21 protein-coding genes and 1 tRNA gene are annotated in these 26480 nt (G+C 64.4%); 9 read left to right on the top strand and 13 right to left on the bottom strand.

Annotated elements, in window-relative coordinates; all coding sequences use genetic code 11:
- Positions 1-21: 21 nt before the first annotated feature.
- The 5 genes from IAG41_RS08770 to IAG41_RS08750 form a co-directional block, all read right to left on the bottom strand.
- A complete protein-coding gene (locus IAG41_RS08770) occupies positions 22-1500 on the bottom strand; it encodes a B12-binding domain-containing radical SAM protein (RefSeq protein ID WP_187728235.1) in 1479 nt (492 codons plus the stop codon).
- Positions 1501-1769: 269 nt separating this feature from the next.
- Entirely contained in the window at positions 1770-2378 is a 609-nt protein-coding gene (locus IAG41_RS08765; RefSeq protein WP_187728234.1) for a TetR/AcrR family transcriptional regulator, read from the bottom strand.
- Positions 2379-2413: 35 nt separating this feature from the next.
- Entirely contained in the window at positions 2414-2749 is a 336-nt protein-coding gene (locus tag IAG41_RS08760) for a hypothetical protein (protein ID WP_187728233.1), read from the bottom strand.
- A gap of 126 nt (positions 2750-2875) precedes the next feature.
- Positions 2876-3220 (bottom strand): hypothetical protein, encoded by a 345-nt coding sequence (locus IAG41_RS08755; RefSeq protein ID WP_187728232.1) that lies wholly within the window; start codon positions 3218-3220, stop codon positions 2876-2878.
- A gap of 284 nt (positions 3221-3504) precedes the next feature.
- On the bottom strand, positions 3505-4101 hold the full coding sequence (locus IAG41_RS08750; protein WP_187728231.1) for a TetR/AcrR family transcriptional regulator: 597 nt from the start codon (positions 4099-4101) through the stop codon (positions 3505-3507).
- Positions 4102-4255: 154 nt separating this feature from the next.
- Between IAG41_RS08750 and IAG41_RS08745 the strand changes: the two genes are divergently transcribed.
- The 4 genes from IAG41_RS08745 (at position 4256) to IAG41_RS08730 (ending at position 9165) form a co-directional block, all read left to right on the top strand.
- Positions 4256-5680, top strand: coding sequence for an efflux transporter outer membrane subunit (locus IAG41_RS08745; protein WP_187728230.1), 1425 nt, complete (start codon positions 4256-4258; stop codon positions 5678-5680).
- 15 nt (positions 5681-5695) lie between these two features.
- On the top strand, positions 5696-6850 hold the full coding sequence (locus IAG41_RS08740; RefSeq protein WP_187728229.1) for an HlyD family efflux transporter periplasmic adaptor subunit: 1155 nt from the start codon (positions 5696-5698) through the stop codon (positions 6848-6850).
- A gap of 28 nt (positions 6851-6878) precedes the next feature.
- Positions 6879-8423: a DHA2 family efflux MFS transporter permease subunit gene (locus tag IAG41_RS08735; protein WP_187728228.1), complete on the top strand. Its 1545-nt coding sequence runs from the start codon at positions 6879-6881 to the stop codon at positions 8421-8423.
- Positions 8424-8559: 136 nt separating this feature from the next.
- On the top strand, positions 8560-9165 hold the full coding sequence (locus tag IAG41_RS08730) for an outer membrane protein (protein WP_187728227.1): 606 nt from the start codon (positions 8560-8562) through the stop codon (positions 9163-9165).
- Positions 9166-9661: 496 nt separating this feature from the next.
- Here IAG41_RS08730 and IAG41_RS08725 read toward each other — a convergent pair whose 3' ends face one another.
- The 6 genes from IAG41_RS08725 to IAG41_RS08700 form a co-directional block, all read right to left on the bottom strand.
- Positions 9662-10459, bottom strand: a complete 798-nt coding sequence (locus IAG41_RS08725; RefSeq protein WP_187728226.1) for a LytR/AlgR family response regulator transcription factor — start codon at positions 10457-10459, stop codon at positions 9662-9664.
- A complete protein-coding gene (locus IAG41_RS08720) occupies positions 10456-11541 on the bottom strand; it encodes a sensor histidine kinase (protein WP_187728225.1) in 1086 nt (361 codons plus the stop codon). Before IAG41_RS08720 ends, IAG41_RS08725 begins: the two co-directional genes overlap by 4 nt.
- 106 nt (positions 11542-11647) lie before the next feature.
- Positions 11648-12100, bottom strand: coding sequence for a helix-turn-helix domain-containing protein (locus tag IAG41_RS08715; RefSeq protein ID WP_187728224.1), 453 nt, complete (start codon positions 12098-12100; stop codon positions 11648-11650).
- Between the two features lie 203 nt (positions 12101-12303).
- Entirely contained in the window at positions 12304-15204 is a 2901-nt protein-coding gene (locus tag IAG41_RS08710) for a TonB-dependent receptor plug domain-containing protein (protein ID WP_187728223.1), read from the bottom strand.
- 929 nt (positions 15205-16133) lie between these two features.
- Positions 16134-16210: transfer RNA gene (locus IAG41_RS08705), tRNA-Pro, on the bottom strand.
- A gap of 104 nt (positions 16211-16314) precedes the next feature.
- Entirely contained in the window at positions 16315-17613 is a 1299-nt protein-coding gene (locus tag IAG41_RS08700; protein WP_187728222.1) for an FAD-dependent oxidoreductase, read from the bottom strand.
- A 99-nt stretch (positions 17614-17712) separates the two neighbouring features.
- Here IAG41_RS08700 and pnuC point away from each other — a divergent pair, with 99 nt between their 5' ends.
- The 3 genes from pnuC (at position 17713) to IAG41_RS08685 (ending at position 21290) form a co-directional block, all read left to right on the top strand.
- Positions 17713-18267: a nicotinamide riboside transporter PnuC gene (gene pnuC, locus IAG41_RS08695; protein WP_187728221.1), complete on the top strand. Its 555-nt coding sequence runs from the start codon at positions 17713-17715 to the stop codon at positions 18265-18267.
- Positions 18264-18797: an AAA family ATPase gene (locus IAG41_RS08690; protein WP_187728220.1), complete on the top strand. Its 534-nt coding sequence runs from the start codon at positions 18264-18266 to the stop codon at positions 18795-18797. The genes pnuC and IAG41_RS08690 overlap by 4 nt, the downstream gene beginning before the upstream one ends.
- Positions 18798-18986: 189 nt before the next feature.
- A complete protein-coding gene (locus IAG41_RS08685) occupies positions 18987-21290 on the top strand; it encodes a TonB-dependent receptor (RefSeq protein WP_187728219.1) in 2304 nt (767 codons plus the stop codon).
- Between the two features lie 59 nt (positions 21291-21349).
- On the opposite strand, the gene IAG41_RS08680 is transcribed toward IAG41_RS08685, so the two are convergent.
- Both IAG41_RS08680 and IAG41_RS08675 read right to left on the bottom strand, forming a co-directional pair.
- Positions 21350-22060 carry a DUF72 domain-containing protein gene (locus tag IAG41_RS08680; RefSeq protein ID WP_187728218.1) on the bottom strand — a complete coding sequence of 237 codons (711 nt, stop codon included), beginning with the start codon at positions 22058-22060 and terminating at the stop codon, positions 21350-21352.
- A 54-nt stretch (positions 22061-22114) separates the two neighbouring features.
- Positions 22115-22867: a CsgG/HfaB family protein gene (locus IAG41_RS08675; protein ID WP_187728217.1), complete on the bottom strand. Its 753-nt coding sequence runs from the start codon at positions 22865-22867 to the stop codon at positions 22115-22117.
- Positions 22868-23042: 175 nt separating this feature from the next.
- Between IAG41_RS08675 and lepA the strand changes: the two genes are divergently transcribed.
- Together lepA and IAG41_RS08665 are read left to right on the top strand one after the other, a co-directional pair.
- Positions 23043-24854, top strand: coding sequence for a translation elongation factor 4 (lepA, locus tag IAG41_RS08670; RefSeq protein ID WP_187728216.1), 1812 nt, complete (start codon positions 23043-23045; stop codon positions 24852-24854).
- 229 nt (positions 24855-25083) lie between these two features.
- Complete coding sequence (locus IAG41_RS08665) at positions 25084-26343, top strand: NF038122 family metalloprotease (RefSeq protein ID WP_187728215.1); 1260 nt, start codon at positions 25084-25086, stop codon at positions 26341-26343.
- The last annotated feature ends 137 nt before the right edge of the window (positions 26344-26480 follow it).

Genomic DNA, 26480 nt, shown 5'->3' with positions numbered 1-26480 from the left:
CGGACCGTTGGACGGCGGCCGCTACGATAGCCTCGGTTCGGAGCGCCAGGCGCGCATCAGCGCCATCTCGATCGGCCAGCGATATGCGTTGCGGCTGCACCGGTAGCGGGCGAGGCGCTGCAACCATCGCTCCGCGGGCGCGGCGCGCTTCCAGGCGAGCTCGTGAAAGAATTTGAACCGCTCGATCAGGCGGAATTTTTCGGGCGACACCCACGGCCCCGGTTCGCCCTGCACATAGTCGAAGCCCGCCCATTCCTCGAGCGTCTCGGGAAGCTTGTAGCCACGAGCGACGGCCTCGGTGACGATCTCGCTGCCGGGGTAGGGCTTGAAATAGAAGATCGGCGTGAGGAAGTCCGGGCTCATCGACCGGAGCCGCCGCGCACACGCCAATGTATCCTGAATGCTCTCGTCGCTCTCGTCGGGAAATCCGACGATGAACGGGAAGTGCCCGGCGATGCCGTGCGCGAGCATCTTCCCGGCGGTTTCGAACACCTGATCGATCGTGACGTCCTTGCGGATCCGCTTGAGCATCTCGCTGGAGCCCGATTCCACGCCGACGAGCAGCCGCCGCAAGCCCGATTGCTTGCACAACTGCCAGACGTCGTCGGGCAATCGCACACCTTGGTCCGCCCGCATCGTGGCAGCCCAGGTGATCTCCATGCCGGAGGCGATCACCTCCTCGGCGAACGCCTTCACCCGGTCGCGGCGCGTGAAGAAGGTCTCGTCCTGGAAATTGATGTCGTCGAAGCGGTAGCGATCCCATAGCGCCTTGAGCCGCACCCCCATGCTGACGGGATCGAGCCCGACCCATTTGCGCCCGTACACGAAGGGATCCGAGCAAAAAGCACAGCGGAAGTTGCAACCTTGCGAGGAGATGTAGTCGAGCTGCCGCTTTCCCTTGAGCTCGAAATACCGTTCGACCGGGATGAGGCCGTAGTCGGGCTCGCGGAAGGTGCTGACGCCCTTAAGATCGCGTGGCGGATTGATGCAGATCGAGCCGTCGTCCCGCCGGAAGGCGCAACCGGCGCATCCCTCGAGCGAGCGCCCTTCGAGCAGGCGCTCCAGAATGTCGGCGAAGGTCTCTTCGCCTTGAGCTTGAACGGTGACATCGACCGAAGGCTCAGCAAGGCACTCGCGCGCGAACATCGATGGATGCCATCCGCCCCAGACCACCGGCATGTCGGAGTGGGCCCGTTTCGCCGCCCGAGAGATCTCCATGGCGTCCAGGATCGGCGCCCCGGTCAGCACCGTGACGCCCAAGCACACGGCATCCTCTAGATGCGACAGCACCGCCCCGACGGGATCCGCTTCCAGGCGGCCGTCGATCGTCACGACCTCGTAGCGGTCGGGATCGAGGTGCGACCCGATCGCCAGCAACGCCAGGGGCATCTGGTAGAAAACGGCGCGCGGGTTGTAGAGGACGACCTTAAGCCGCCGGCTCGCGACTGCCGGCGCCGCCTCACTCTTCTCAGAGTCCGCGGCCCAAGCGCGCCGATCCACCCTTTTCTCCCCAAATGTCCCGAAGCCGATCGAGGCTCTTGACGTTGGTGCTGGGAACTGGCGCTCCGGTTCACCGCCTGCTGCAAAATTTATCAGGCGAAACGTCGGCAGCCGCAGCGCAGGCTACACGCTGCGGCATACCGGCGATCTGGGCGGCGACAGTCCGATACAGGGGCAAAGCCCCTCGCCGATTTGAGGAAGGTCTCCGGCCTCAAATGCCAATGCCGACGCGGTGCGCAAGACGGTGGATGACCGCAATTCCATGGGTGTCATTCAGGCACACGGCTAGCTTCGGGTGGACTCGCATACACCTCGAGGAAAGCGTCCGCCGCGGCGGTTGCGGCGCTGACGATGTCATTGGCGTCATCGCCAATCCTCGCGCAGAGAAGATACTTCTCGAGCATGTCCCACTCGTTGAGGCCCTTCCAGTGCATCGCGGCGATCCAGGGATCGGCGAATTTCAGCCTGCCTTCCTTCATCATGGTCGCAAAACGGTCGGCTAGACGCTGCCAAGCCGGCTGAAGAACGTTTTCATAGAAATCCTGTGCGATCGGCTGGTTGACCACAGTCCGGATGCTGGCGGTCCGCGACGGCTGACCGGAAAGATAGGCGATGCCGAGGCGGATGAGGCCACTGCGCAAGTCCTTCTCGGACAGAAGCTCCTGCATCAAGCGGTCAGCTTCCTCGTTGACGTCGCGATCCAGGACCGCTCGAAGCAGGTCCTCCTTCGACTCGAAATAGCCGTACAGCGTCGCCTTCGATCCGCCCAAGCGTGTAGCTATGGCAGACATCGTCGTGCGCTCGTAGCCCAGCGCATCGAACAGCTCCGCCGCCATCTGGATGATCTCTTCTCTCTTTTTTTCGGTACGCACACGCATTCGGCTTACTTCTCTCCGGTCCAGGACCAAGGTGATCAATGGTGGGCGCCGACCTGCAGGTCGCCGGTCGCCGACAAATAGTGGTCGAGCAGTTCGCGACCGCGCGCGGTCAGCGTCGCGACGAGTTCCCCGGTCCGACAGTGGGCGGCGCCGGTAATAAGGTCGCGCGCCTCGAGACTGGCGAGCCAGGTTTCGAGCACGGTCATCCGCACGCTGGCCATGGAGGAGAGCTGCGCGATGCTGATCTCCCGAGCCTGATCGGCGTGCAGCGCCAGGAGGATGTCCCAGGCGGTCTCGTCGACGGTCGTCGGCGGTACGGAGGCGAACAGGGGCGAGGCCTGCCGCTTCGCCGGATAGCATGCGTGGTTCATGGCAAAACTCCTTTGATCAAGGTGCTGGTCGTCTCGACTTTTGAAGCCCCGCCCGCGCTCTGTTGGGGCGCGGGCGGGAGGGACTGGAGGCCGGGGATTGGGGGAGGCGGCCTTCCAGTCCTGAATTCATTTGGCTTGCGCCTGGATCACCGGAGCAAAGCCGCGGCAGCCGGCGATGTGCATGAGGATCTCGATTGCGTCGGTCCTCGCGTAGCCGGCCTCGATTAAAGCGCGCATGTCCTGCTCGCGGATGACATCGCGGTGCCACGCTCGGACGCAGAAGCAGCGCAGGGCCTCGAGCCTTTCACTGGACAGCTTCAGCGCCGGCGGCGGTCCGAAAGTCAGCCGCAGCAAGCGCCTGAGCCGTCCCTCCGGCTCCGCCGAGCGAGGGCTGTCCATTCGGGCGATCGCGACGACCGTCCAATGGAGTTCGGTGAGGGATACTCCCTCCTTGGATGCGATGGAGCTCATCTTGCGACTCGCTTTGTTGTCTAGTACCGTACGGTCTAGTCCATCAATCAAGGGAGGTCAATAATAAAATGGACCGTTACGTACGGTACCGTCGTGAGCGGCCCTTGGGTCCGCGCAACTGGCCAACCACGTCGAATGCGGACCTAACGCGTGCACGCGCGAGCCGGCGGCTCATAGCCGCGCCGGCGAATGCATAGGAGTAGCCAGGTCCGCGATTTTGGAGCGTGCGGAGCCCGCCGCTACCACCGCAGGACAGCCCGAGCCGGGATGACGCTCCGCAAGCGTTAGGAAAGGTCGTTCGCTCCCGACGCCGACTCGCGCGGACCGTAGATTATAAGGAAGGCATCGGCAGCATGCTGCGCTGCCGTCCCGATTTCCTCTGGTTCGACCGCTGCCGCGGCACCGAGCAGCTGCCGTTCGAGCAGATCCTGCAGCACCAGTCCCTTGAAATGCATCGCCGCGAGCCAGGGATCCGCGGGCCTGAGCTTTCCCTCATCCATCAGCGCCTCGAACGCGTCGGCGACGCGTTTCCAGGCCACGCATAGAACATTGCGGTAAAACTCCTCGCCGATCTTCGATTCGGCCGGCTGCGTGGAGACGGTGCGGATATTGGCGATCGCCAGCGGGGCGAGCTGTCGCTCGAGATAGATCTGGCCGAGTCGCGCCAGTCCCTTGCGGAGATTTCGTTCGGCGAGGAACACCTCCATCGCCTGGTCCGCGACCTCGCCCACATCGAAGTCGAGCACGGCGCGAAGCAGATCTTCCTTGGACGGGAAGTAGTTATAGAGCGTCTGCTTGGAGCCGCGCAGGCGCTCCGCGATCGTCAGCATCGACGTGCGCTCATACCCCAGCTCCTGAAACGCGAGCGCCGCGGTTCGCACGATTTCGCGCCGTTTCTCGTCAGACCTCGTTCGCGCCACAGGCTAACTCCTTCAAAATCCAAGCAGTACCATACGGTCCATTTTTTCTGTTGACAAGGGATTGGATGATGGACTAGACCGTACGGTACCAGTTCAAGAGATAGGGACTTTCGCAATGATCCGCTTTCTTCCTGCGCGGCCTCGCCGCGCGGCACTCCTGCTTGCGCTTTGCACCAGCGCATGTGCGTCGGTCCCCCATCTGGGGCCGATGCCCGTCGCGAGGACGGCGCCGGCAGCGGCTGCTGCACAGACGCTCGCCGGAACCGGGTCGGAATGGCCGGGAGAGGGTTGGTGGCAGCACTATAAGGACCCCCAGCTGTCGCAGCTGATCGAGGAGGCGCTGGCCAACTCGCCCGACCTCGACGTGGCGGCGGCGCGCATCCGCGTTGCGGAAGGCTTTACCCGGCAGGCCGGCGCGGCGCTTCTCCCGACCGTGGACGCCGGCGGCAGCATCCAGGAAGTGAAGCTCAGCAAGAACAACGGCGTTCCCGCCCAGCTCGTGCCCGGCGGCTGGAACGATACCGCTTCGGCAGGCCTTGGCATCTCGATCGACCTTGACCTGTGGGGCAAGAACCGGGCGGCGCTCCGAGCCGCCAAGCTCGACCTGCAGGCGGCACGCTACGATGCCGGGGAAGCCCGGCTGGCGCTCACCACCGGCATCGCCTCGGCTTACGCCGAGCTGGCCGCTCTCTATACGCAGCATGACAGCCTGACCGCGGCGGTCGACATCCGCGCCCAGACGCTGCAGCTCGTTGCGCAGCGCGTCGCCCAGGGTCTCGATACCGACGCGACACTGCGGCAGGCGAGGGGCCGTCTCGAACAGACCCAGGCCAATCTCGCCGCCACCGACGAGGCGATCGAACTCGCGAACAACGCGCTTGCCGCGCTGGTCGGCTCGGGGCCGGATCGCGGCCGCAGCATCGGCCGCCCGATGATCGCCGCGCTCGAGATGCAGGGCATTCCCGACAATGCGTCAATCGACCTGGTCGGGCGCCGGCCCGATGTCGCGGCCGCCCGCGCGCGCGCCGACTCCGCTGCGCAGCGCATCAAGGTCGCCCGCGCCGACTTCTATCCGAACATCAATCTGAGCGCGCTCGTCGGCTTCCAGGCCGTCGGTATCGACAACCTCTTCAAGCAGGGTTCCACCTTTGGAAGCGCCGGCCCCGCGGTAAGCCTCCCCCTCTTCCACGGGGGCGCGCTCCAGGGCCAGTACCGCGCAAGTCGCGGTCAATATGACGAGGCGATCGCGCTGTACGATCGCCAGGTCATCGAGGCGCTGCGCCAGACCGCAGACGCGCTGACGAGCCAGAAAAGGCTCGTTGCGCGACTTACGGACTCGCGCCGCGCGCTGGCCGACTTTGAAGAAGCCAACCGCCTTGCCCGGCTTCGCTACCGCCAGGGGCTGTCGACCTATCTCGACGTGCTCTCGGCCGAGGAGGGCGTGCTCGATTCACGCCTCAATGTCGCGAAGCTCGAGACCCGTGCCTTCGCTCTCGACGTCACTCTGATCCGCGCCCTTGGCGGCGGCTTCCATTCATAAAAGGAGACCCAACCCATGTCCGTCATCGAACACGATTTTGACCAAGCCGATCCGATCCAGATCGAACACGAAGCCGCACGGCGCAAGTCCAAGCGCATGCGCCTGTTCGGCGGCTTCGCCGCCGCCGTCGCCCTGCTTGGCGGCGCCTCTTACGGCTACGAGACCCTGGTCGGGTCGCACCATGTCGTGACCGACAACGCCTATGTCGGTGCCGACGTCGCGCAGGTGACGCCCCTGATCGGTGGCCCGGTCAAGCAAGTCCTCGTCCAGGATGCGCAACAGGTTCGCCGCGGCGACGTGCTGGTCCAGCTCGACGATACCGACGCCCGGATCGCGGTGGCTCGCGCGGAAGCCGATCTCGCCGTCACGATCCGCCGGGTACGCGGGCTCGTCGCGAACGACAGCGGCCTCAACGCCCAGGTCTCGGCGCGGCACGCGGACGAGATGAAGGCCGAAGCGGCGCTCATGGCCGCGCGCTCCGATGTCGAGAAGGCGCGGATCGATCTCGCCCGGCGCGAAGGGCTGGCGAATTCGGGTGCGGTCTCGGGCGAAGAGCTGACGACGATGCGCAACGCGTTCAGCACAGCCGCGGCGAACCTCCGGTCGGCCGAAGCCGCCCGCGCCCAGGCGGCGGCGACGCGGAATGCCGCGATCGGCACCCGCGAGGCAAACCGTGTGCTGATCGCCGACACCTCGGTCGACAACAATCCCGAAGTGCTCGCGGCACGGGCTGCGCTCGACCAGGCGCGGGTCGATCTCGAGCGCACCGTCCTTCGTGCGCCCGTCGATGGCGTGGTGTCGCGGCGTCAGGTCCAAGTCGGCCAGCGCGTCCAGCCCGGCGCGATGCTGATGATCCTGGTTCCGGTCGATGCGGCCTATGTCGACGCGAACTTCAAGGAAGTACAGCTCGCCGAAGTGCGTCCCGGCCAGCGGGTCGAACTCACCTCCGATCTCTATGGCGAGAAGGTCGTCTATCACGGAACGGTGACCGGCTTCTCCGGCGGCACCGGCGCGGCGTTCGCACTCGTGCCGGCCCAGAATGCGACGGGCAATTGGATCAAGGTGGTCCAGCGCCTGCCGGTCCGCATCAAGCTCGATCCGCGTGAACTGGCGCAGCACCCGCTCCGCGTCGGCCTGTCGATGAACGTCGACGTCCAGGTCTCCGGCTGACCTCCTTCATCCTCCGGGAGCACAAGCCATGACGGCAGCTATCAGAGCACAGCTCAACGCCGCCCCGCTGAAGGGAGCGCCGCTGTACATCGCCGCGATCCTGATCGGGCTCGGCAATTTCCTGGTGGTGCTCGACACCACCATCGCCAACGTGTCGATACCGACGATCGCCGGCAATCTCGGCGTCTCCTCGACGCAGGGGACGTGGGTGATCACCTCCTATGCAGTCGCAGAGGCGATCACGGTGCCGCTCACCGGTTGGCTGGCCAAGAAGTTCGGCGCGCAGCGCACCTTCATCACCTGCTATCTCGGGTTCGCCGTCGTCTCATTGCTGTGCGGCTTGTCGGGCTCGCTCGGCATGCTGCTGGGCATGCGCGTGCTGCTGGGGCTCTTCGGCGGTCCGATCATGCCGCTCTCCCAGATGCTGCTGCTGCGCATATTCCCCAAGGAGAAGGCTACCCTCGCCACCGTCATCTGGGCGATGACCACCCTGATCGGCCCCGTCGCGGGCCCGATCCTCGGCGGCATCATCTGCGACAATTACGGCTGGGCGTGGATCTTCTTCATCAAGGTGCCGATAGCGGCCGCCGGCGGTCTCGCGCTGATGATGATGATGCGCGGGCAGCCAGACCCGAAGGGCAAAGCCGTAATCGACAAGGTCGGTCTCGCTTTGCTCGTCGTCTGGGTCGGCGCGCTCCAGATCATGCTCGACGAGGGCCGCAACCACGACTGGTTCAACTCGCACGAGATCCAGGTCCTGGCGGTGATCGCAGCCATCGGCTTCGTCGCCTTCCTGATCTGGGAGCTCACCGAGAAGAACCCGATCGTCGATCTCAGGATCTTCCGGCACCGAGGCTTTGTCGGTGCGGCGACGACCTATTCCGTCGGCTTCGGCGCTTTCTTCGCCAGCATCGTGATTCTGCCGCTCTGGCTGCAGTCCAACATGGGCTACACCGCCACTTGGGCCGGCTATGCGACCGGCATCATGGGCATCCTCGCGGTGGTGTGCTCCCCGCTCGTCGGGAAGGCCGTGGAGAAGTTCGATCCACGGCTGATCGTCTGTCTCGGAATCCTCGGGCTCGGTGGAGTCATGCTGTGGCGCATGTGGACCTTCAACAGCGACGTCACCTTCCTGCAGATGGCCTGGCCGACGCTCGTCACCGGCGTGTTCATGGTCATGTTCTTCGTGCCCGTGACCGGTCTCGCCATGGCCAGCGTGAACCCGGAGGAGCAGGCCAACGCCGCCGGCCTCTCCAACTTCATGCGGACGCTGGCCGGTGCCTTCGCGACGTCGCTCATCCAGAGCCGATGGTCGGACGCTACCCGGGTCAACAACACCGAGATCGCGAACTCGATGGTACACGGACAAGGGGCGGTCGACGCGATGACCACGCAGGGCGTTCCGGTCGAGTCGGCGAGGACGATGCTTTCATACGTCGTGGAAGGCCAGAGCGTGATGCTCGCGACGCTCAACATGTTCGGCGTGATCGCCGTCGCCCTCGGCATCTCCGCGGCGATCATCTGGCTCGTGCCCAAGCCAAAGGGGCCGATCGACACCAGCGGTGCTCATTGATTTCGAACCAAAACAATCGAGGGAGATCGCAATATATCGAAGTCGATATAACTGAAATTACGCCATTATTTTTTTGTTCAACCGCGTTTTTCGACATTTATCGTAACCTGTACGCATAATATTGAGGTACATTAACATGAAGACTGTTTCGATATCGTTGCTTGTCCTGCTCTCGACTGTGTGTGTTACTGGCGCGGCGCACGCGCAGAACTTCGACGGCCCGTCGGTCGGCGTGCAGGCTGGGTGGGTCGAAAACAAGGTGCGCAACCCCGAAACCGACCTCGGCATCGTGGCAGTCGACGCTTCGCAGGACTCCGCCGTCGTCGGCGGCTACGCTGGCTATGACAAGACGATCGGCAAGTTTGTGCTCGGCGGCGAAATGGGTCTGAACTTCGGAACCAGCGACACCGTGAGCGGCGGCAGCGGTGCAGATCGCGTCTCGCTCAATTCCAAGCGATCTTTCGATCTCTCCGCCCGCGCCGGCTACCTCGTCACTCCCACGACGCTGCTGTATGGGCGCGGCGGCTATACCAATGATCGCGTCGGCACGACGGTGGTATCGGCGACGGGTACGAGCAACGTCTCGGAGGACCGTAACGGCTGGCTCGTCGGCGGCGGTCTCGAGCGCATGGTGACTGACCACGTCTCCGCGCGGGTGGAATATCGCTATGCCGACCTAAGCGACGGTGAGGGCAAATATGACCGCCACCAGGTCATGACCGGCATCACCTACCGCTTCTAGGTCCGTCAAATCACGCAACCCCTGCCTTGCGGGCGTCACGGTCTCCCGACCCGACGCCCGCGTCCGGTTCTGCTGGAAACGGCATCGCCGCGTCGCATGATCAAAAAAGGTTCAGCACAATGTCCCACACCGGCCACCACCTTGTCCAGCGCGCCCAACCGGCTCGCCATAATCCCATGTTTGTCCGGCTCTGCATTGGGGTGCTGGGCCTGTTTCCGATGGTCACTGCGGCCCTCATGGCCGGTGTCCACAGCCTTCCGATCGCCGCAGTGATTGCCGGCCTCGGCGCGGTCACGTTCCTGAGCTTGCTGCCGCGCGGAGGCGGACGGAGGTCGTAACCTCTCACCGTCTCTCCGTCTTTTGCCACTACGGCCCGTGGCAGCGCATAGAGCCGATCGCTTTTGGGTGGCTAGCCGCCGTCAGTTGGCGTCAGGTGTGGCCGGTCCCCCTCGACCGTAGCTACGCTGCGAGGGACGAGAAGACGGAATGTCGCGTGCTACTCGGCTTCGACCTGGCCGCCGAGCACCGAGCGCACCACCGCATGATAGGTCCGGCCGACCGGCAGCGTGTCGCCCACGGCGGTGACGATGCGATAGCCCCCCGCCGGCCGCCGCCGGATCGCGGCGATGCTTTCGAGGCTCACGATGTGCGAGCGGTGGATGCGCACGAAGCGGCTCTGGTCGAGATGCGGCAGGATCGCGATGATTGAGCTGCGATGGAGATAGGTGCGATCGCCCTGATAGAGCCGGACATATTCGCCCTCGGCGCTGATCCGGTCGAGCTTGTCGAGCGCGATGCTCACCATCTCGCCACGGCGCGAGACCCACAGCCTTTTGCCTTCGCCGCGCCCGCTCTGCCGGTCCGAGCGGAGCTGGTCGAGCTGCTGCGAAAGCTCGTCGAGCCGGCGCCGCGCGCTGCGGTCGTCGATCGCGCGCTGGAGCCGATCGATCGACTTTTCGAGCCGGCTGTAACGCACCGGCTTGGTGAGGAAGTCTATCGCGCCGCTGTCGAACGCATTGGTTGCGAATTGCGGATAGGCGGTGACGAAGATGATCAGCGGGGTCGCGCCATCGGCCTCGGCGGCCAGCGCCTCGACCACGTCGAACCCGTCGAGCTCGGGCATCTCGACATCGAGCAGAACGGCGTCCGGGTGCAGCTCGTCGATCCTTTGGAGCGCCTCGGCACCGCTGCGCGCGACGCCGACCACCTCGACATCCTCGCGCCGATCGAGCAGTGCCGACAGGCGATCGGTGGCGAGCGGTTCGTCGTCGCAGATGAGCAGCCGTACCGTCACGCGTTGCGGGCTCCCGCGGGAATCACGAAGCTGGCCGCGAACCGCCCCTCGGCGTCGACGCCGCTCATGAAGCCGCAATCCTGATCATAGCGCACCAGCAGCCGGCGTGCGACATTGGCGAGCCCGATACCATGCCCGGCCGCCGCCTCGCGCGCGGCATTGGCTACGGTGTTGCGCACGGTGAGCCGCACGCCGCCATCCTCGCGCGCGGCGATGATCTCGATCTCGGTGGTGCGGTCGCTGCGCGCGACGCCGTGCTTGATCGCATTCTCGACCAGCGGCTGGAGGATCAGGCTGGGCAGCTGGACCTTGCGGAGCGCTTCGGGCACGTCGATCGTCACGCGCAGCCGGTCCGAGAAGCGCAGAGCCTCGATCGAGAGATAGAGCGACTGGAGCTCGATCTCCCGCGCCAGTGGCATGTCGTCGCTCGGATCGATCACCAGCGCGGCGCGCAGGAAATCGGAGAGATTCTCCACCATCTGCTCGGCGCAGTCCGAACGGCCCGACGAGATCAAAGACGCGATCGAGTTCAGCGTGTTGAACATGAAATGCGGGTTGAGCTGGTACTGGAGCGCGCGCAGCTGCGCGGTATGGGCGAGATGCCGGAGTTCGGCCATGTGACGCTCGCCTTCGCGCAGCTCCGCGCCATAGACGCCGCTCAGCAGCATCGCCGAAATCGCGCAATAGGCCCAGAACCATTGCACCACCGCGGCGAAATAGGCGGGGAAGGTCGCCTGGCTCCAATTCTCCTTGGGCATGAATGCGTGAAAGACGCTGAAATTGACGCCGCTGTGCAGCACCGCGCCGGCAAGCGCGAGCAGCAGCGCGGTGCTCAACCGGACCGACCAGCTATGCCCGGCTTGGCGCTTGAGCAACAAGCCGATCCCGATCGAGATGGCGACGCCGACCGTCGCCACGATCGCGCGCGGCGCAAGGAAGCTCGTGTCGTCGCCAGAGTCCATCAGCGCGCGTTCCGCCGTCAACATGCAGAACTGGCCGACCCAGAACAGAACGACGAGATAGACTGAAGCCGGAACGCCCCTGCTACGCGCGCGTGCCAGCTCCGGAAGATCGCGGTGCATGTGCAGGTGCTAGGATACCCCGCGCGCGGCGTAAATCACGCGCATGATGCAGTTCGCGCCGCCCGGCGCGCAGTTCGCGATTTGCGCGCTCGGCTGTGACGCGAAATCAGCCGCCGAACTGCGCCGCGCTGCTCGCCGCGATCGCCCGCGCAGCTTGGGGCGTGAGCGCGTCGATCGCATCCTCGCGCACGCCGATCCAGGTCGTGGTCGAGCCGAACAAGTCGCGTTCGACGCGGAGCCTCAGCCCCCACCCGCGCACCGTCTCGACCGGATCGACGGCGCCGATCGCGGCGAACTTGCTGCGGATGCGATGGATGAAGATTTCGCGGTTGTGGGGATTTCCATGGAGCGCGGTGATCGCGCTGTCGACATCTTCCCAGCTCGCCCGCCCGCGTCGCACCAGGAGCGACAGGATCTCCGTCTCAAGCGGTGAAAGCCGCAGCATTACGCCGTTCCAACGGATTTCCGGCGGCTCGGGCAAAAAGGCGAGCGCGCCGCGCTTGATGACCAGCCGCGAAAACTCGTTCTGGACGAGCTGTTGCGGGGCTGACAGGGCCATTACCTGCGTCATGGAGGCTTAATACACCCGTCGGACGCGGTGCCTGAGGGACGCGCTGCGAAACGCGCCGTCCGGGCTTTGAACGACGACCGCGCAGCCGGCGGCGGCCGAACTGCGCGGTCTGCGCCATGAACTGCCTCACGGCCGGCCATGGCGGGCGACGGGGCGCGTAGGGGAATCTCGCGCCCCCCGCCTGGGACTTTTTAGAACTTCGCGCGCACGCCGAAGCGGAACACGCGCCCGACAATGCCGACCTGGGTATAGGTTGGGTTGTAGTTGGCAGGCGGACCGGCATAGGCGGCCGGGTTCAACGGCGCCTTTTCGCCGGTGACGTTGATCACCGTCAGGAAGGCGTTGATCTTGTCGTTGAACTGATAATCGGCCTGGACATTGCCATAGGTGAACGAGCCGGTGTGGCAGTCGACGATCTCCTTGGCCGATGCCGATGGGTCCTGTGGATAGAGGCAGCCGCCGGTCGGATCCTGGTCAAAGCCGATCGAGTCATAGCCGCTGACATAATAGACCGTGCCGGTGAGCGTCGCCGGCCCCCATTCGAGGCTAGTCTGCCAGTTGCCCCGCCATTTCGGGGTGCCCGCGCCCGAGGACAGCGTGTAGGGACTCTGCGTGCCGACATATTCGAAGGTCTGGCCGCCGGTCGTGAACTTGTAGTGGAAGATGTCGGTGACGTTCACGGCGGTGGTCAGGCGGATCTCCGGGGCGAGGCGGAATTTCGCCTCGATCGACGCATCGATGCCTTCGGTGACCAGCGAGTCCGCGTTGACATAGGGCGCGCCGACGATCGTCGGGCGCAACGGTGCGTTCGGGAAGGCCGGATCGGGCTGGTCGAAGGTCAGCACATAGCCGACGGGCAGCGGCCGGCCGTTGAAATAGGCATCGAGCGCCGGTCCGGGCTGGGCCTGGATGATCACGTCGTCCTTGCTGATGTGGTAGTAATCGGCGGTGAGCGTGAGCCATGGCAGCGGCTGGATCACCGCGCCGAAAGTGTAGCTTTCCGAGGTCTCGGGCTGCACGTCGGGATTGCCGATCGTGTTCGCGCCGAGATTATAGGCCTGGACATAGGGATTGGTCGCTCCGCCATGCGCGGCGACGAAGGCCTGATAGCCCGCATCGTTGACCGCCGAGATGTCGAGCGTGGTGAAGCCGAGTTGGGCGCTCGACCCGTTCTCGGCGAATTGCGGGGCGCGGAAGCCCTTAGAATAGGTGCCACGCAGCACGACCTGTTGGATCGGCGTGACCTTAACGCCCACCTTGGGCGAGAAGTGGTTGAAGCCCTCCGAATAATGGTCGTAGCGGCCGCTGACATCGACCTCCAACTGCTTGATGATCGGCGCCTGCAATTCGAAGAAGGCCGCCGTTACAGTGTGGTTGCCGAAGGCAAAGGACGAGCCGAGCCCCAGAACGTCCTGGTTGGCATTCTCATTGGGATCGCTGACCGCTTCGTAGCGCAACGATCCGCCGACACCGAGGTTGAGCGGGCCGCCGGGAAGATCGAACAGTTCCTTGGTCACCACCGCCTGCACCATGTCGAGATCGGTAGTCGATTGCTTGATGATAGTCGGCGACAATGCGTTGCGCACATCGACGCTGTTCATCGACGGATTGACGAAATTGTAGGCGCCGGTCGCGATCGCGTTCTGGAGCGCGGGGATGTTGATGAAGCCGAAGCGCCGGCTGTCGAGCCAGGTGTGCGCCGCGACGCCGGCAACCTGATAGCTCCAGCCGCCGTCGAACTCGCCCTCGATGCTGATCACGCCGCGCAGCACATGGTTGAGCGATTCGGCATGCGCCGGAATGTCGCCGAACGCATAGTTGATCAGCGCCACCTGCCCCATGGACGCGAACGGGTTGTTCGGATTGAGCTGGCCGTTGGCGAGCAACACCGGCAGCGTAATGCCGTTGGTATTGATCGGCACCGTCGAACGGATCTGGCGCGGCGGCAGCGCGGCCGAGACCTTGTCGGCGAAATAGCTGACGCTGGCATAGGCTGTGCTGGTGTCGTTGATCTTGACCGTCACGCGGCCGGTGACGCCGGCGCGGATCTGCGACGGCTGGAGATCACCATAGACGTTGAGATCCTGCTGGCAGAAGGTGCCGCTGGTGGCGGTGCTGGTGCCCGGAGCCACCACGGTGGTCGCGAGCGCGCCGCAGCCCGCCGGATTGAGTACCTGCGCCACGCCGTCGGGGATGCCGCTCAGCGGATCGGCCGGATCGGCGAGATGGCCCGGGCGGACAACCGCATAGATCGAGCCGTTGTTGGTGCCCGGCCGGCCCGGCGCGCGGTTGACGCCGCCGATCGAACGCAGATCCTGCGTGTTGTAGGGGAAGCCGCGGTCGCTCAGCGAAATGTTGGTGTCGCGCTGATATTCGAAGTTGAGATAGGCGTTCCAGCCTTTCTCATCGAGGGTGCCGGTGCCGACCGTCAGATTGGCGCGCTGCGAGATGCCGTCGCCCTTCTCGGTCGTTCCGATCTCGCCGCTGCCCTCGATGCCCTGGAATTCCTTCTTCATGATCAGGTTGACCACGCCGCCGATCGCGTCCGCGCCATAAGTGGAGGACGCGCCGTCGCGTAGCACCTCGACCCGGTCGACCAGGCTCTGCGGGATGGTGTTCAGGTCGACGAAGCTCTTCTGACCGTCATCGGCCAGCGCGTAGTTGGCGGTGCGCAGTCCATCGACCAGCACCAGCGTCGAGTTGACCGAAAGCCCGCGCAGCGACACGCCCGCCGAACCGCGCGCGAAGCCGTTGCTGAACGCGGTCGGGATCGAGCCCGAATTGTCCGAACTGATCGAACGAACCGCGTCGGCGATCGTCGTCTGGCCCGAGCGCGCCATGTCCTGCGCGGAGAGCACAGTCACCGGTGATGGCGTGGCGGTCGAGGTCTGTCGGAACAGCGTTCCGGTGACGACGATCTCGCCGCCCTGATCACCCTGGTCGGCGGTATCGGTTGCCGGGGGGGCGGTCTGCGCCACGGGCTGGTCTTGAACCGCCGGCTGGTCCTGCGCGGCGGCGGGCGACGCCAGGGCCAGCGCCAGGCCCAGGAACGACGCGCCTGCGGCCAGATCGATCCGACTTTTCCTTGTCATTGTCCACTCTCCCTGTCCGGAAGGCTGAAGGCCTGGCCGGCCCCAACCGGGAACAGCCCGCATCAGAGTAGCCACTGATGCAAATAGACCACAAGGAAAGATAGGCGCGATATAAGAAACGCCCATTATCAATCGCAATACCTAGACCGGTTGCACAAATGCAACATCGATACCTTAGAAATAAGAACTCGGAAATATATCTAATGTATATTTGATCTATGCATATCTTACTTCGACGGATGGTTGGCTGGTTATTTTGTTGCTCAGATGCCACAAAAAATCATCCGACTCGCCCGAGATGGCCGGCGAAGATTTACGAAAGATTGACAGGCGTCGCCCTACGAGAGCCCCCTGCTATCGCCCGCGCAACTTTACAAGCCGGCGATCAGCCCCGGTTGTACGTGTCGCGCCGGCGTCGGAAGTCGTCGAAGCGGGCGTTGCCTCTCTCGTCGTCGACGTTCATCATAGGGGATGACTTGCTCCCGCGAGCCGGTCCGCGTTCGCCCGCAGCACGTCGATCCGGCTCCCGTCGCTCAGGCCGGCGAACAGGCAGCGGCAAAGGCGCCGCTCAAAGGCGGTGGCCCCTTCGTTCGGTTTCCAAATCTCGTAGGGCCTGATTTCCAACTCGGCCCGCGACGGACTTCAACGGCGCGCCTGCCGCGCTCGTCAGCATGGACATCGTTGATCTGGCCGATCGCAGTGACGTTGCCAGCCGCACGTTCAGCGAACTGTGTGCGGCGGGACATATGCCCTGCTGGCCGATGCCGGACAGATGGCGCCGCGACGATAGATGGCCATGGATGGACTCCCGCCAGCACAGCGGGCAGCGCACCCGAGAGCAAAATTGTGCGATTCCGATTCGCAACCATTTACCGCCTAATTCAGAAAAGGCGGATTTCCGCGGCTTTCAGCGGTGATTGCTGGATGAATGGTCGGGAAGAGAGGATTCGAACCTCCGGCCCCTGCCTCCCGAAGACAGTGCTCTACCAGGCTGAGCTACTCCCCGACGGAGTATCGATCGGGCTCGAAAGCGCTCCGGATCGATGCTGGAGGGGCGCCTATAACCACGTGGTTCGAGTCGTGCAAGCGCCTCTGACCAGGGATGTCTGATCAGCTTGCGCGCGCGGCGAGCATCGCTTCGATGCTGGTGAATTTCTCGCGCGGGCTGCCATCACGCGCAGCGGCGATCTCGGCGGCCTCGATCTTCTGCCAGTCGCGGAAGGTGACGACATCGACGTCGCGTGCAGCCAGCAGTGCGTCGAGCCCCGGGCGGCCCTGCTTGCCGCTGCCTTCGCCCACATCCGCCGAGATCTTCTCGACGATCGCGAAGCCGTCGGGGCGGTTGGTGCCGATCGTCCCGGTCGGTCCGCGCCGCGCCCAGCCCACCGCATAGAGCCCGGGCAGCACGCGTCCGTCCTCGTTTGCGAAGCGCCCGGCGCGGTCGTCATAGGGCACGCCCGGGATCGGCGGGGTGCGATAGCCGATGCAGCTCACCACCAATCCGGCCGGCACCACATAGGTCTCGCCCGTGCCCGCCGCGCGCCCTTCGGCATCGATAGCGGTCCGTTCGACGATCACCCGCTCGACGCGGTTGTCGCCTTCGATCGCCACCGGCATCGCGAAGAAATCGAAGACGATGCGGACCGGCTTGTCCGCATGCCCCTCGGCGAAATGGCGCAGATGCGTCACCGATTTGCGCTGGCCGGGATCGAGCAGCGCATCGTCGCTGAACGACGGCAGGTCCGCGGCCTCGACGATCGGCGCCGCGCGGGTCAGTTCACCGAGCTCGCCCAGTTCCTTCGGCGTCATCGCGATCTGGTGCGGCCCGCGCCGGCCGAGGATCGTGATCGTGTCGATCTTGGCGGCGCGCAGCGCCTCCAGCGCATGGTTGACGATGTCCGAGCCGGCGAACTCCTCCTCGGTCTTGGCGAGGATGCGCGCCACGTCGAGCGCGACATTGCCGTTGCCGATGACGACCGCGCCGGGCCCGTGCAGCGCCGGCGCCAGCTCGGCATGGTCGGGGTGACCATTGTACCAGCCGACGAACGCCGCGGATCCCACCACGCCGGGCAAGTCCGCGCCCGGTATTTCCAGCGGCCGGTCGTGCGGCGCGCCAGTGGCGAGCACCACTGCGTCATAGAGCACGCGCAGCTCGTCGATCGAGACGTCTTCGCCCAGGGTCACGTTGCCGACGAAGCGGACATTGTCGGTCAACGCCGTAGCCTCGTAGCGCCGCGACACACCCTTGATCGACTGGTGATCGGGCGCCACGCCAGTGCGGATCAGCCCGAACGGCACCGGCAGCCGGTCTATGATGTCGACGCGCACGTCCTCGCCGAAGGTCTTCTGGCAGGCCTCGGCCGTATAATAGCCGGCAGGCCCCGAGCCGATCACCGCGATATGGCGCATGCGCTCTCCTTGGATTTTAGATACGGACCCTAACGTGCGGGGCGGGGAGGGCAAGCGGCCCTCTCGACGGCGAGGCGAATTGGCTGCTAACCGGTGCAGGTGAGCCCGATCGAAGCTGCCGCCACCCTGTTCGGGCTGATCAATGTCACGCTGGTGGTGCGGCGCAGCATCTGGAACTATCCGTTCGCGCTGGCGATGGTCTCGCTCTACGCCTGGGTCTTCTTCGGCGCCAAGCTCTACAGCGATGCGCTGCTCCAGCTCTTCTATTTCGCGGTCAATCTCTATGGCTGGTGGAACTGGGCACGGTCGCGAGCCCAGACCGGCGAAGTGCGGGTCGAGAGCTTGAGCCGAAACGCCCGCTTCGCCTGGCTCGCCGGCTGCGCGGTTGCCATCGCCGCCTGGGGCGCTCTGGTGCATCGCTTCACTGATGCGACCTATCCCTGGTGGGATGGCAGCGTTGCGATGATCAGCGTTGCCGCGCAGATCCTCCAGTCGCGCCGCAAATGGGAAAGCTGGGTGTTATGGATCCTGGTAGACTTGATCGCGATTCCGCTATTCATGGTTAAGGACCTCTGGCTTACGGCTGGACTTTACGGTGTATTCTTCGCCCTGTCGGTCTGGGGCCTTGTAGATTGGACAAAAGCCAGAACATGATTCCGCGCACCATTTGCCTCCACGGGCCCGAAAGCGTCGGCAAATCGACTTTGATGATACAGCTCGCCAAGCATCTCGGCGGCGAGGTGCTCGAGGAATATGGCCGCGAATATGCCGAGGCGCGCGGCGTCGACTTCACGATGCGCGACCTGCTCGAGATCGCCAAGACGCACGACGCGGGCAGGCGAATGATGCTGTCGACCGGCGCCGATCCGTTGATCCTCGATACCGATCCGCTGATGACCGCGGTCTGGGCTGACATGCTGTTCGGCGCGCGCGATCCGTGGTTCGACGAGTGGACCGGCACGGCCGATTTCTACCTGCTGTTCGACATCGATCTGCCTTGGGTCCCCGATGGCACGCGCATGTTCGGCACCCCCGAGCTGCGGGCCAAGTTCTTCGCGCTTTCCAAGGCCGAGCTCGATCGCCGCGGCGTGCCCTGGGCATTGGTTAGCGGGGAGGGTGACGCCCGTTTCGCCCGTGCCGTCGCCGCGATCGAGGTGGAGCGGCAGCGCGTCGCGTCCAGCTGATGCTGCAGATGCGAAATTAGTCCCCTGATTGTCATCAGCCGGAAATAATCCACCCTTATCCGCGAGCCCGCAGAGGGCGCAAACCTCCAGCAAAAAGAACCGGATAACCGGGAATCCAATGTGATTCTCCCGGCGACCGGTCGTGCGTCCGATGTCCAGGGTGGACCAACCAGTATCGGGGATCTGAACATGAAATTCGCAAAAAGCCGCTATCTCGTCGGCGCGGCGCTCGGCGTCTTCTTCTCGGCCACGGCCTTCGCGCAGGACGCGCAGACCAATGCCGACGCCAGCAGCACCGACCTGAACGAGATCGTCGTCACCGCGGAGCGGCGCCCTGAGAACCAGCAGGACGTTCCCGTCTCTGTCGCCGTGATCGGCGGCCAGGACGCGCGCACCTTCACTGCTGGTGGCGACGACACGCTGCTCGCACTGTCGGGCAAGGTCCCCAGCTTCTACGCCGAGACCACCACCGGCCGCATCTTCCCGCGCTTCTACATTCGCGGGCTCGGCAATATCGACTTCTATCTCGGCGCCTCGCAGCCCGTGTCGATCATCCAGGACGACGTCGTCCTTGAGCATGTCGTGCTCAAGTCGAACCCGGTCTATGACCTCGACCATGTCGAGGTGCTGCGCGGTCCGCAGGGCTCGCTGTTCGGCCGCAACACCACCGCCGGCATCGTCAAGTTCGACACCGTCCGTCCGAGCCAGGAGCTCTCCGGCCAGGCGCAGCTCAGCTATGGCAGCTACAACAGCATCAACCTGGACGCCGGCATCGGCGGGCCGCTGGGCGAGAATGTCGCTGTCCGTCTCTCGGGCTTGATCCAGCACCGCGACGATTATGTCGACAACGCTTATGCCGGACCCAGCGCCGACGGCACGGTCGGCCCACGCAAGAACTCCATGGGCGGCTTCGACGAGCGCGACCTGCGTTTCCAGGTCCTGGTCACGCCAACGTCGGACTGGTCGATCCTCGGCTCGGTGCATGGGCGCCAGTATAACGGCACCTCGACCCTGTTCCTGCGCCAGGCGCTCAAGAAGGGCTCGAACGACGTCAGCAACGTCTCGCGCGACACCGTCCGCTTCGACGAGGCGATGGACAATCCGCAGGATTACAACACCTTCGGCGGCTCGCTGAACTCGACCTATGATTTCGGCGGCGTCACGCTGACCTCGATCACCGCGTACGAGACCAGCAATGGCTATAGCCGTGGCGACACTGATGGCGGCGCTGCCGCGGATTATCCGGTCAATGGTGTGGCCAATGGTTTCGGCGAATCGATGGGCCGCTTGCGCGATCTCGACCAGTGGACCCAGGAAGTCCGTCTCGCCAGCGACACTGACGGCCCGCTCAAGTGGCAGTTCGGCGGCATGTATTTCGATCAGCGCGACGTCACCGAATTCTACCAGCGCGCCTGGTTCCTGACGACAGCGGCACGCAACCCGAACAACTGGGTGCGCCTGCACGACGTCAACACCTCCTGGGCGCTGTTCGGCCAGGCAAGCTACGAGATCCTTCCGAAGCTGACCCTCACCGGCGGCGCCCGCATCACGCGGGACACCAAGACCACCGACCTGCTCAAGACCGCCGACACCGCCGCGGGTGCCGTCACCTATCCCGGCCGTCGCCATGTCCGCCTGTCGGACACCAAGCCGAGCTGGGATGTGAGCGCGCTCTATGAGGTGAGCCCGGACGTCAGCCTCTATGCGCGCGTCGCCAAGGGCTTCCGCGGACCGACCATCCAGGGCCGCTCGGCCGTGTTCAACTCGGATTTCACCACCGCGAATTCCGAAACGATCCTGTCTTGGGAGGCCGGCTCCAAGAGCACGATCGGCCGCACTTTGCGCTTCAATGCCTCGGCCTTCACCTACACGGTCGACGACATCCAGCTGAACGGCAATGATTCGAACGGCAACGGCGTGCTGTTCAACGCCGACAAGGCCAAGGCTTATGGCGCCGAGGCGGAGATGGACTGGCGTCCGATCCGCAACCTCGCGATTTCGGCGGGCGCGAGCTATCTGCATACCGAAATCAAGGACAAGCGCGTCTACGCGCAGGTCTGCACGCTGAACGGCGTTACGGTCTGCACGGTCAACGATCCAACGATCACGCTCCCGGTGTTCGGCGTGCCGACCAAGTTCGCGCAGATCGACGGTAATCCGCTGCCGAACGCGCCGAAGTGGAACTTCAATATCTCGGCGCGCTACGACATTCCGGTGTTCGAGAAGGGCAAGGTGTTCGTGTCGACCGACTGGAACGTTCAGGGCTACACCAACTATGTCCTCTACAAGACCGACGAGTTCTTCTCAGACGGCAATTTCGAGGGCGGCCTGAAGATCGGCTATTCGGGCAATGACGGCGCCTATGAGCTCGCGGTGTTCGCGCGCAACATCACCAACGAGAAGAACCTCAAGGGCGTGATCGAGAACTACATGGCCGCCGTGCTCAACGAGCCGCGGATCATCGGCGTCTCGCTCAGCGGCCGGATCAAGTAAGCTTCCCTTCCCGGGAAATACGGGCCCGGCGGCGAGCGATCGCCGCCGGGCCTTTCTTTTCAGCGCGCGCCGAACTCCAGAGCGTTCGCGGTGGCCGCGCCGCTGGCGGTATTGTCGAAAATCACCCAGGTCTCGGCCCCAGTTGCCCGCGCCAGCGTCGCCCAATGGTCGAGCGCCGCCTGGTCGTAGCTCGACCAATAGGGCCTGGGGCTGCCGTGCAAGCGGAAATAGGCCAGGCCGGGCCAGCCGCCAGGCAATGCAGCGGCAGGAACCGGCGCCGGATCGGCGGCGACCCGCGCGACACGGTGGTCGATCAGCAGCGCTTCCGCATCGGGATCGAACCAGCTCGGGTGGCGCGGTTCACAGACGATCGGCCCGTGGATTGTCCTGGTCAGCAGCGCGAAGAAGGCGCCCACGACGCCCGTGTCAAAGGCCAGGCGCGGCGGCAGCTGCACCAGCACCGGGCCGCGCTTGGCGCCGAGCGCGGCAGTTTCCGCCGCGAAACGCTCGACCAGCGTCTTGCAATCCCGCAGCCTGGCTTCGTGGGTGATCGTCCGCGGCAGCTTGACCGAGAAGCGGAAATCCTCGGGCACGCTCGCGGCCCAGCGGGCATAGGTTGCCGGGCGATGAGGACGATAGAAGCTCGAGTTGATTTCCGTCGCATCGAAGCGCCCGGCATAGCGTTCGAGATTGCTGGCCGCGGGCGGGAAACGATCGCGCACCGGGCTGGGTAGAGCCCAGGCGGCGGTTCCGGTGCGTATCCTGGTCACCGGCCGCTAATCCCCGGGAGCGCTGGCGGTTCCGCCGGCCCCCGGGGATCGGGATCAATAGTCGCCTTGCGGGAGCCCGCCGAGTTGCTGGACCATCTTGATATAGGCGTCGAGATACGCGAGCACGATCACCTGGCCGATCTCGGTGTTCTGGTACCCGCCGCCGCCGGCTGCGGCAAAACCGCCCCACCAGCCGGCGCCGCCGCCAGCGCCGAAACCGATATCGGTCTTGCGCGAATAGCCTTCCGTCACCGATTCCTCGGTGGTGCGGGCGTTGACCATGCTCAGCGTGACATTGGCTTCTTTCTTCTTGATGTTGATCCCGCCGGCTATCGCGCCGAAGCGGCCGCCGATCAGCCCGCCGAGCGCTCCGCCGATATTGCCGCCGCCCGAATTGCTGTTGCCCGAGACGATGTTCGGCTCGAGGAAGAAGTCTGCGGCCTTGACCTGGCCCTTGCCCATGTTCGAGCCGCGCTGCATCTCGCCGCTATCGGCCATGGCGCGCTCCATCGCGCGGCTCTGCAGCGCTCGGCCGCGATTGACCAGGCTGAAGCAGCCCGATTGCTGGACGAACACCTTGAGCACCGCTTCGGGGCTGCCCAGATTATAGTCCCGCCACCACTGGGTGTCGGGCTCGACGATCGAGATCGTGCCCAGGCTCCTCGCGCACCGCGGAATCTCGCGCATGCCGCGTTCCTGCGCCTTGCGGCCCGAGGATTTGTCCTGCTTCTTCTGCGCCTGGGCGGGCGCAGCCGCCACCATCGACAGGGCCGCGATCGCGCCCAGTCCGAGCATCAACTTACGCATTCTAGCCTTCTCCCACTCTTTAGCGTCAAGCGGCCCGCGTGCGCCCATTCGCGCAGGATATTGTCCCGCGTCGTCCCCGGCCGTGATCGCGCAGACCCTAGCAAAACCGGCGCTCGACGAACAGGGGCGCGAGCGGCTTTGGCTTTCGCCGCCAAGCTGCTAAGCGCCCGCCACCATGTCGACCGAACTTTCCCGCATCCGCAATTTCTCGATCATCGCGCACATCGATCACGGCAAGTCGACGCTTGCCGATCGGCTGATCCAGCGCACCGGCGGCCTCACCGAGCGCGAGATGAGCGCGCAGGTGCTCGACAATATGGATATCGAGAAGGAGCGCGGCATCACCATCAAGGCGCAGACCGTGCGCCTCGACTGGAAGGGCCATATCCTCAACCTGATGGACACGCCGGGCCACGTCGACTTCGCCTATGAAGTCTCGCGCAGCCTGGCCGCCTGCGAGGGCGCGCTGCTGGTGGTCGACGCCGCGCAGGGCGTCGAGGCGCAGACGCTGGCGAACGTCTATCAGTCGATCGAGCATGATCACGAGATCATCCCGGTCATCAACAAGATCGATCTCCCCTCGGCCGAACCCGAAAAGGTCCGGCACGAGATCGAGGAGATCATCGGGATCGATGCGTCCAACGCCGTGCTGACCAGCGCCAAGTCCGGCATCGGCATCGAAGAGGTGCTCGACGCGATCGTCGAGCGCATCCCGGCGCCGAACGGCGACGTCAACGCGCCGTTGAAGGCGATGCTCGTCGACAGCTGGTACGATCCGTATCTCGGCGTCGTCATCCTGGTGCGGGTGATCGACGGATCGATCCGTAAGGGCCAGCAGATCAAGTTCATGCAGGAGGGGTCGGTTCATCTGGTCGATCGCGTCGGCTGCTTCCGCCCCAAGATCGAGCAGCTGAGCGATCTCGGCCCCGGCGAGATCGGCTTCATCACCGCCCAGATCAAGGAAGTCGCCCAGACCCGCGTCGGCGACACCATCACCGATGCCAAGCGCCCCGCCGCCGAGGCATTGCCGGGCTTCAAGGAAGTCCAGCCGGTGGTGTTCTGCGGGCTGTTCCCGGTCGACGCCGCCGATTTCGAGAAACTGCGCGAGAGCATCTCGAAGCTGCGCCTCAACGACGCGTCGTTCAGCTTCGAGATGGAGACCTCGGCCGCGCTCGGTTTCGGCTTCCGCTGCGGTTTCCTCGGACTGCTCCACCTGGAGATCATCCAGGAGCGGCTGACCCGCGAATATGATCTCGATCTGATCACCACCGCACCGTCGGTGGTCTACAAGCTCCTACTCACCAAGGCGGCAGGCGAGGCCGAGCCGCGCTCGATCGAGCTCCACAATCCCGCCGATATGCCAGATCCCACTCGGATCGCTGAGATCGAGGAGCCGTGGATCAAGGCGGTGATCTACGTTCCCGACGAATATCTCGGCTCGATCCTCAAGCTCTGTCAGGATCGCCGCGGTATCCAGCGGGACCTGACCTATGTCGGCGGCCGCGCGCAGCTGACCTATGAGCTGCCGCTCAACGAAGTCGTGTTCGACTTTTACGATCGCCTGAAGAGCATCAGCCGCGGCTATGCGAGCTTCGATTACGAACAGATCGGCCACCGTCCGGGCGACCTCGTCAAGATGAGCATCCTCGTCAACAACGAGCCGGTCGACGCATTGTCGATGATCGTTCACCGCTCGACGGCGGAGGCGCGCGGGCGCGGCATGTGCGAGCGGCTGAAGGACTTGATCCCGCGCCATTTGTTCAAGATCCCGATCCAGGCGGCGATCGGCGGCAAGGTCGTCGCGCGCGAGACGATCGCTGCGCTGCGCAAGGACGTGACCGCCAAATGCTATGGCGGCGACGCCAGCCGCAAGCGCAAGCTCCTCGACAAGCAGAAAGAGGGCAAGAAGCGCATGCGCGAATATGGCAGCGTCCAGATCCCGCAGGAGGCCTTCATCGCGGCGCTCCGCATGGGCGACGACAGCTAGGAATCTGCTGTCGGGGACAGGTGCCACGACAGCTAGGAATCTACTGTCGGGGACAGGTGCCACGACTCATGGAGTCAAGCGAATTCTTCGCGGAAACCTGTCCTACGCCTTCCAATATCGGGAAATATATAATTCTGCAGATGCGAGAAAGGCGCTTGACCGGATTTGGTAATAAATCGTTAACTAGCCCCACTGCGCAGGCGGGAACTGCGCCAGTTAGGGGGAATCCATGATCAACACTCTTACCTTCAAGCGCATTGCTGCGTCCGGCGCGGCTGCTATTGCGCTCGTCTGCGCCGCGGCTCCGGCGCAGGCCCAGTTGCACATCAATCTGATCGACCAGGGCGGCGTCACCGGCAGCGCGTCCGAGCAGGGCTTCAAGATCGCCGCTGCTTATTGGGAAAGCGTCCTCACCAACAATGTGACGGTCAATCTGGGCGTCAAATATGCCGCGCTCGGGAGCGGCATCATCGGTTCGACCAGCTCGCCGAAGTTCGGCGTGGCGATCCAGGACGTCGAGGACGCGATGATCGCGAATGGCAACAGCGCGCTCGACGCGGGCCTGGTTCTTCCGGCTCTGACCGGTTCGGGCAATGTCGGTTCACCGTTCGGCACCGTCGGCACGATCGACATGATCCGCAACGGACCGCAGGGCGTCGGCAAGCTCAGCAACGTCAAGATCTACGACACCAACGACACCAAGGATAACGGAACGGTCTCCGGCACGCGCGCCAATCTGAAGGCGCTCGGCTATGTCCTGCCGACCGCCACGGTCGATGCGGCGGTGACGTTCAGCACCGCGTTCAACTTCGATTTCGATCCGACCGACGGCATCTCCGCCGGCTATATGGACTTCATCGGCGTTGCGATCCACGAGATCGGCCACGCGCTGGGCTTCACCAGCGGTGTCGATACCTATGACGCTTATGGTCCGCTCGGCCCGAACGGTTCGGTCACCACGATCAACTGGGACATCAATACGGTCGGCAACATCCTCGACCTGTTCCGCTACAGCAACGATCCGACCAACCTCGTCCCTGGCTCGGGTGCGGTGCTCGATTGGTCGTACAACACGGCTTCGTACTTCTCGATCGACGGCGGTGCGAGCCAGTTCGATGACGGTTCGCTGTTCTCGACCGGTGCCTATAATGGCGACGGCCGCCAGGCTTCGCACTTCAAGGACACTGCGAGCCCGGGCGGCTGCAATGGCTACAACCAGATCGGCATCATGGACCCCACCTTCTGCTACGGCGAGATGGGCGTGATCTCGGGCACCGATCTCGCGGCGTTCGATGCGATCGGCTGGAACATCAACTTCGACGTTCTCGGCAACAAGAAGTACACGATCAACACCGATGCGATCTTCCGCAACGTGACGGGCGTTCCCGAGCCGATGGCTTGGGGCACGATGCTCCTCGGCTTCGGTGTGGTCGGTGGCTTCATGCGCCGCCGTCGCGACCAGAAGTCGGGCGCGCTGCTCGCCGCCTGATCGCTGCTGATCAAGAATTGGGTCGGTCCGGGGATGCCCGGGCCGGCCTTTTTCTTTGCCTTCTCGTGTGAAATGTCTCGCGCATAAGCGAAGGCGAAGGCGCGGCTTTTACCAATTCTAAGGCGCTCGCTGTCACA

Origin of the sequence: Sphingomonas sp. JC676, assembly GCF_014489075.1 — a bacterium.
In the GTDB taxonomy this organism is placed as follows: domain Bacteria; phylum Pseudomonadota; class Alphaproteobacteria; order Sphingomonadales; family Sphingomonadaceae; genus Sphingomonas.
This window is presented reverse-complemented; position numbering and strand designations above follow the sequence as displayed.

What these genes read in the sequence shown, in the direction of transcription:
- IAG41_RS08765 (WP_187728234.1), bottom strand. Translation starts at nt 2,378, where the DNA reads ATGCGTGTGCGTACCGAAAAAAAGAGAGAAGAGATCATCCAGATGGCG.
- IAG41_RS08760 (WP_187728233.1), bottom strand. Translation starts at nt 2,749, where the DNA reads ATGAACCACGCATGCTATCCGGCGAAGCGGCAGGCCTCGCCCCTGTTC.
- IAG41_RS08755 (WP_187728232.1), bottom strand. Translation starts at nt 3,220, where the DNA reads ATGAGCTCCATCGCATCCAAGGAGGGAGTATCCCTCACCGAACTCCAT.
- IAG41_RS08745 (WP_187728230.1), top strand. Translation starts at nt 4,256, where the DNA reads ATGATCCGCTTTCTTCCTGCGCGGCCTCGCCGCGCGGCACTCCTGCTT.
- IAG41_RS08740 (WP_187728229.1), top strand. Translation starts at nt 5,696, where the DNA reads ATGTCCGTCATCGAACACGATTTTGACCAAGCCGATCCGATCCAGATC.
- IAG41_RS08735 (WP_187728228.1), top strand. Translation starts at nt 6,879, where the DNA reads ATGACGGCAGCTATCAGAGCACAGCTCAACGCCGCCCCGCTGAAGGGA.
- IAG41_RS08730 (WP_187728227.1), top strand. Translation starts at nt 8,560, where the DNA reads ATGAAGACTGTTTCGATATCGTTGCTTGTCCTGCTCTCGACTGTGTGT.
- IAG41_RS08720 (WP_187728225.1), bottom strand. Translation starts at nt 11,541, where the DNA reads ATGCACCGCGATCTTCCGGAGCTGGCACGCGCGCGTAGCAGGGGCGTT.
- IAG41_RS08715 (WP_187728224.1), bottom strand. Translation starts at nt 12,100, where the DNA reads ATGGCCCTGTCAGCCCCGCAACAGCTCGTCCAGAACGAGTTTTCGCGG.
- IAG41_RS08710 (WP_187728223.1), bottom strand. Translation starts at nt 15,204, where the DNA reads ATGACAAGGAAAAGTCGGATCGATCTGGCCGCAGGCGCGTCGTTCCTG.
- IAG41_RS08700 (WP_187728222.1), bottom strand. Translation starts at nt 17,613, where the DNA reads ATGCGCCATATCGCGGTGATCGGCTCGGGGCCTGCCGGCTATTATACG.
- IAG41_RS08690 (WP_187728220.1), top strand. Translation starts at nt 18,264, where the DNA reads ATGATTCCGCGCACCATTTGCCTCCACGGGCCCGAAAGCGTCGGCAAA.
- IAG41_RS08685 (WP_187728219.1), top strand. Translation starts at nt 18,987, where the DNA reads ATGAAATTCGCAAAAAGCCGCTATCTCGTCGGCGCGGCGCTCGGCGTC.
- IAG41_RS08675 (WP_187728217.1), bottom strand. Translation starts at nt 22,867, where the DNA reads ATGCGTAAGTTGATGCTCGGACTGGGCGCGATCGCGGCCCTGTCGATG.
- lepA (WP_187728216.1), top strand. Translation starts at nt 23,043, where the DNA reads ATGTCGACCGAACTTTCCCGCATCCGCAATTTCTCGATCATCGCGCAC.
- IAG41_RS08665 (WP_187728215.1), top strand. Translation starts at nt 25,084, where the DNA reads ATGATCAACACTCTTACCTTCAAGCGCATTGCTGCGTCCGGCGCGGCT.